Source organism: Dialister sp., assembly GCF_036343215.1.
GTDB lineage: Bacteria > Bacillota > Negativicutes > Veillonellales > Dialisteraceae > Dialister.
On the sequence record NZ_JAZASU010000106.1, the window covers coordinates 1 to 5,385 of the forward strand.

Below are 5,385 nucleotides of genomic sequence, written 5' to 3' on the forward strand. Positions count from 1 at the left end.
CGCCGGCTCGATCGATTTTGTACATCCGGGTGATGAGGGATTTCTTCAGGGGCCCTTTCATTCGCTCCACCGGTATAGTAGCAAAAAACGCGATTTGTATCATTAGAATTTTATTAAACTTTTACTTTGAAAGCGGATTGTCAATTTAAACGGATATATTTAACCCTTTTTTCGCATGATTTCAGATGGATCCCGATTTTTCCATCAAAAAAAGGCACGTTTCTCATGCGTGCCCTTTCAGCAGTGTTTCTTATTTCCGGTGTTCCATTTTCTTTAGGATTTCCATGCCGTAGTATGCGATAACCCCGTAGGTGGAAATAATCATGAGGTACCCGAAGGTAAAAGTCCACAGGGTAATGGGGAGGGACCGGGCATTGGGAATGGGGCGGAAGAAAAGACGGCTTCCAATACTGTAATAGTTGGAAAAATAAACGCCGCAGGATACGATTCCCAGGACCAGGAGCCTTTCTATCCAGGGAAGAATTTTTGATTTCGAAAGGTGCCATGTCCGTTCCAGCCGGGAAAGCATGGGTTTCCAGTGAAGACCGATGTGGAAGCCCAGGGAAATCAGCATGAGATAACCTCCAATGTGATGGAGATAATGAATCCATCTGGGCGCTTTGCCAATGAGGCGGGGAAGGTTCTTGGAAATAAAGATACCGCTCCCAATGGCAGAAAGAATAGAGAAAATCAGTACTGCGTTCACAATGAGGGGAATGGCCCGCTCCAGGGTCCAGCGACCGTGAAAAAGAGATGTATACCATGGGCGGTTCAAGTAATTGTGATAAAGAACCACGATAAAGAGAAGTGTCCCCAGCGCTTCATGCCAGAAATTCCGGATGAGCCGGTAATCCATCATCACGAGAAACAGGACGAGCATCAGGATATCGACAATCATACGTTTTTTCATAATGGCCTCCCGGGAAAGAATCGTTTTCTTTTATTTTAGCATATATGATGAGGGCGGATGCATTTCGGCAGGAGCGATTTGATAGCTGCCGGATGGAGAATGCGGGGGCTTAAAAAGGCTTTGAATTCCATTGCCCCTTTTTCCTTTCTCTTATATAATAAGTAGAAATATGTCTCATTCATCCTTCGAGGAGGGTTATGATGGAAAATGGAAGTCTACCGGGACGGCTCTGTTCCCGCAGGCATTTATTCTATCTTTTATATATCACTCTGTTCCTGCTGCCTCTTCATCCCATGGCCTTTTACGTGACTCTGGTACCACTGGTCCTGGGATGGCTCATCAATTATAAAACGGTGAAGGAAGTTTCTTTCCGGCTGCCTCCGTTATGGCAGCCGGGAGGCCTGTTTCTGGCGGCTGCCTTCCTATCCGGTTTCGTTTCACTGAATACGGGTTTTTCCCTCATGAACTGGGCCTTCCAGCCTCTCATGTATGCGGCCCTGTACCTTCTCGTTTTCAATATGCTGGAGACAAAAAAGGAAAAGGAAAAAGCTCTGTATGTCTTCCTTGCCGGAGCCCTGGTGACTGCGGCCTACGGATTTTTCCAGTATGCTGATGCCAAAGATATGGCGGAAGATATGATGGCCCAGAGCTGGGTGGACCCGGAACGGTTTCCGCTTCTCCGCCGCCGTATGTATTCTACCCTGGAAAATCCAAACCTTTTTGGTGCCTATCTTCTCATGATCATCAGCCTCCTCACTCCTTTTTTCCTGAGGGAGAGGGGAAAGAGGCAGGCTGCCTTTGGCGTGCTTCTCTTTATCTTCGTGCTCTGTCTGGCACTGACCTATTCCCGCGGCGCCTGGGTAAGCCTGGCAGCCATCGTGCTGGGGCTGACTCTCTTTTATGATAAACGATTCGGATTTCTTTTTCTCCTCATTCCGCTCATTCTGTTCTTTTACCATGGACAGATTACGGAGCGGTTCCTTTCCCTTTTCTCCGGCGAAGATACATCCGTAGGTCTTCGTTTTGCACTCTGGGAATCCACGGAAGCCATGATTGAGGAGCATCCGCTTCTCGGTATCGGCTGGGGTACCTATTTTCTGGCTTATCCTGATTATAATTTCTTCATTCAGGATGAACATGTGCTCATTTTTCATGCTCATGATATGTACCTCAATATGCCGGCAGAAGTGGGCATACCCGGGGGACTTGCCTTCCTTGCCGCTTTCTTTGCCCAGGGAATCCTGGCGTTCAGGGTTTACCGGAACGGGGAAGACAGTTTTGAAAAATCTCTGGGCCTTGGCGGAATTCTCCTTGTCATGTCCCTGGCAGTGATCAGTCTGGGAGACCATGTCCTTTTCAGCCGGTCCGTATCCTTCTGTTTCTGGAGTCTATGCGCTCTCTGTGCATCGGGAAAAATAAAGAGGGGATAAAATTCCCCGGCGTCCGAAAGGACGTTTTTTTATTTCTGAACCACCTTTCACTAACTTTGGAATTCTGAATATGTTACAAATATCATCAATAGAAAGAAATAAATATCTAGTTGGCAATTTAAAATTTTCTGAACCGGCTTTAAAAGGAAGCGGCATAGAAAATTTCTGATATGGCTTTGTCAATAAATAGGGGCGTTTGTAAAGATGAGGTTATGGGACACGTAAAATTTAATTTGTCTAATAGGAATTATCTATAACCCCTGAAAGGGAATTTGAAAGCAAAAGAGCCTGTTTTGGGGGTTCCATATGGTGAAAGTGTGCTATAATATTATCGGTGATGAAATCACCGTGTACAGTCATCTTTATCTACCGATTGGAGGGTTTCCACTTATGATTATGTTCGTAAACAAAATGAACAGCATTAATCTTAAGTCAAACCTTTTAAGCATGTAAAAGATAAAGGGGCTGCTTTTTTTACGGCAAAAAGTTCTGCGGCATTGTAGAAATGAAAGATCAGAGGCTGCGGACTTTTCAATATTTATTTTATTTTTGGGAGGATGATAGTAATGATCGACACCAATGATAGCGAATTCCTGAGCAGAATTGAAGACAAAGCCCTTCTCTCCAAAGTATGCGACGGCAAAGCAGCTGCTGCCATGATTAATCCTGGCGACATCCTTGGTATTTCCGGCTTTACGCCCTGCGGCTATCCGAAAATCACCATGCATGAACTGGCTGAACGCATGAAAGAAACCCCGTTCCAGGTAGATATCTGGACCGGCGCTTCCACCGGTTCCCAGATCGATGGCGAACTGGTAGCTGTAAACGGCGTTCGTAACCGTATGCCATACCAGACCAACGCAAACCTGAGAAAAGCAATCAATGCAGGCCAGGTAAACTATTTTGATCTCCACCTGTCCCATGTAGCTCAGCAGGTTCGCGCAGGCTTCTTCACCAACGCTAAAGGTGAACGCGTTTACGGACCGGACATCGCAGTAGTAGAAGTATGCAAGATCGGACCGAACGGCGAACTCTACACCACCACTGCAATCGGCAACTCCCCGGTATATGTTGACACTGCAAAGAAAGTTATCGTAGAAGTCAACACCACCCAGCCGCTGGGCCTCGTTGGCATGGCTGATATCTACATGAGAAAGAATCCGCCATTCTGTGAACCGATTCCGATCGTTCACGCAGGCGACCGTGTAGGCACCCCGTACATTGCTTGCGATCCGGAAAAGATTATCGCTGTAGTTCCATGCGATCTGCCGGATGTTACCCGTGCACTGGCTCCGCTCGATGACGACGCTGAAGCAATGGGCAACAACCTCGTAAGCTTCCTGAAGAACGAAGTTGCTCATGGCAGACTTCCGGAAAACCTGCTCCCGCTGCAGTCCGGCGTAGGCAACGTTGCAAACGCAGTTATCCATGGCCTCGTTGAATCCGACTTCAAGAACCTTTCCGTATACACCGAAGTTATTCAGGATGGCATGTTCGACCTGATTGATAAAGACAAGATCGACATGATTTCCGGTACTTCCCTGTCCCCATCCCCGGACGGACTGAAACGCTTCTATGCTAACATTGACAAATACAGCAAGAAGATCATCCTTCGTCCGCAGGAAATTTCCAACAACGGTGAAGTTGTTCGTCGTATCGGCGTAATCGGCATGAACACCGCTCTGGAAATGGATATCTATGGCCATGTAAACTCCACCCATGTAACCGGCACCAAACTGATGAATGGTATCGGCGGCTCCGGTGACTTCGCTCGTAACGCATTCCTGTCCTGCTTCTTCTGCCACAGCACCACCAAGGGAGGCAAGATTTCCGCAGTAGTTCCGATGTGCTCTCATGTTGACCACACCGAACATGATACCCATGTATTCATTTCTGAACAGGGTGTTGCAGATGTTCGCGGCCTGTCCCCGAAAGAAAGAGCAAAGGTTATCATCAACAACGTTGCTCATCCGTCCTTCAGAGATCAGCTCATGGACTACTATGAAAGAGCAGTTGCAGCATGCAAAGGCAGCCAGACCCCGCATATCCTCAAAGAAGCATTCAAGTTCCATGAAAGCCTCGCTGAAACCGGCGATATGCATTTTTCCAAATAATCTGAAATTTGAAGCATCCTAATGCTTTACAAATAATCAGAATATTGTATAATAACCTATGGTGATGACTGTCATTTGACAGTGTCATATACATGGGTCTCGCAAGAGTCCGAAAGCTGCTGCAATAAGATTCCGAAAAGAACACTGCGGCAGCGAAAGGCTTTGCGGAACCCTGACGGAAACCGATTCGAAAACCGGTGAACGAGAAGAGCGAAAAGCCGCCGTCATCTGTGTGATGAACCTGGTTTCCAGATATTACATTCTTACTTTTTTAGGAGGAAGATGAACTCATGTCTAACGAATCCCTGAAAGCTAAACTTGAAAAGTACAATGCTGAATATGCAGCACAGACCGCAAAACATCCGGAAAGAGTTGGCCTGAAACACAAGAACCTGTACACCCCTCTGGATCTCGAAGGCTTCGACTATGAAAAAGACCTCGGTTTCCCGGGCGAATATCCATACACCCGTGGCGTACAGCCGACCATGTATCGCGGCAAACTCTGGACCATGCGTATGTACGCTGGCTTCGCTACCGCTGAAGAATCCAACAAACGTTATCGTTACCTGATTGCAAACGGCGGCTCCGGCCTGTCCTGCGCATTCGACCTTCCGACCCAGATCGGCTATGACTCCGATGATAAGATGGCTGAAGGCGAAGTTGGTAAAGTAGGCGTTGCTATTGATACCCTGAAGGATATGGAAATCCTGTTCGACCAGATCGACCTCGGCAAAGTTTCCACCTCCATGACCATCAACGCACCGGCTTCCGTACTGCTCGCTATGTACATCGCTGTAGCTGAAAAACAGGGTGTACCGGCTTCCGCACTGCGCGGCACCATTCAGAACGATATTCTGAAGGAATACTCCGCACGCGGCACCTACATTTTCCCGGTTAAACCGTCCATGCGTCTGATCACCAACATTTTCGA

The 5,385-nt window shown here is 47.4% G+C and carries 4 protein-coding genes; 3 read left to right on the forward strand and 1 reads right to left on the reverse strand.

Going from position 1 to position 5,385, the window contains the following annotated elements; genetic code table 11:
- Positions 1-250: 250 nt before the first annotated feature.
- Positions 251-910, reverse strand: coding sequence for a DUF4405 domain-containing protein (locus VZT47_RS09180; protein WP_330224666.1), 660 nt, complete (start codon positions 908-910; stop codon positions 251-253).
- A gap of 197 nt (positions 911-1,107) precedes the next feature.
- On the opposite strand from VZT47_RS09180, the gene VZT47_RS09185 reads away from it, so the two are divergent.
- The 3 genes from VZT47_RS09185 to VZT47_RS09195 all read left to right on the forward strand — a co-directional run.
- Positions 1,108-2,340: an O-antigen ligase family protein gene (locus VZT47_RS09185; RefSeq protein WP_330224667.1), complete on the forward strand. Its 1,233-nt coding sequence runs from the start codon at positions 1,108-1,110 to the stop codon at positions 2,338-2,340.
- 566 nt (positions 2,341-2,906) lie between these two features.
- Positions 2,907-4,454, forward strand: coding sequence for a succinate CoA transferase (locus VZT47_RS09190; protein WP_330224668.1), 1,548 nt, complete (start codon positions 2,907-2,909; stop codon positions 4,452-4,454).
- 290 nt (positions 4,455-4,744) lie between these two features.
- Positions 4,745-5,385, forward strand: a 641-nt coding sequence (locus VZT47_RS09195; protein ID WP_330224669.1) for a methylmalonyl-CoA mutase family protein, incomplete at its 3' end; no start/stop codon positions are given.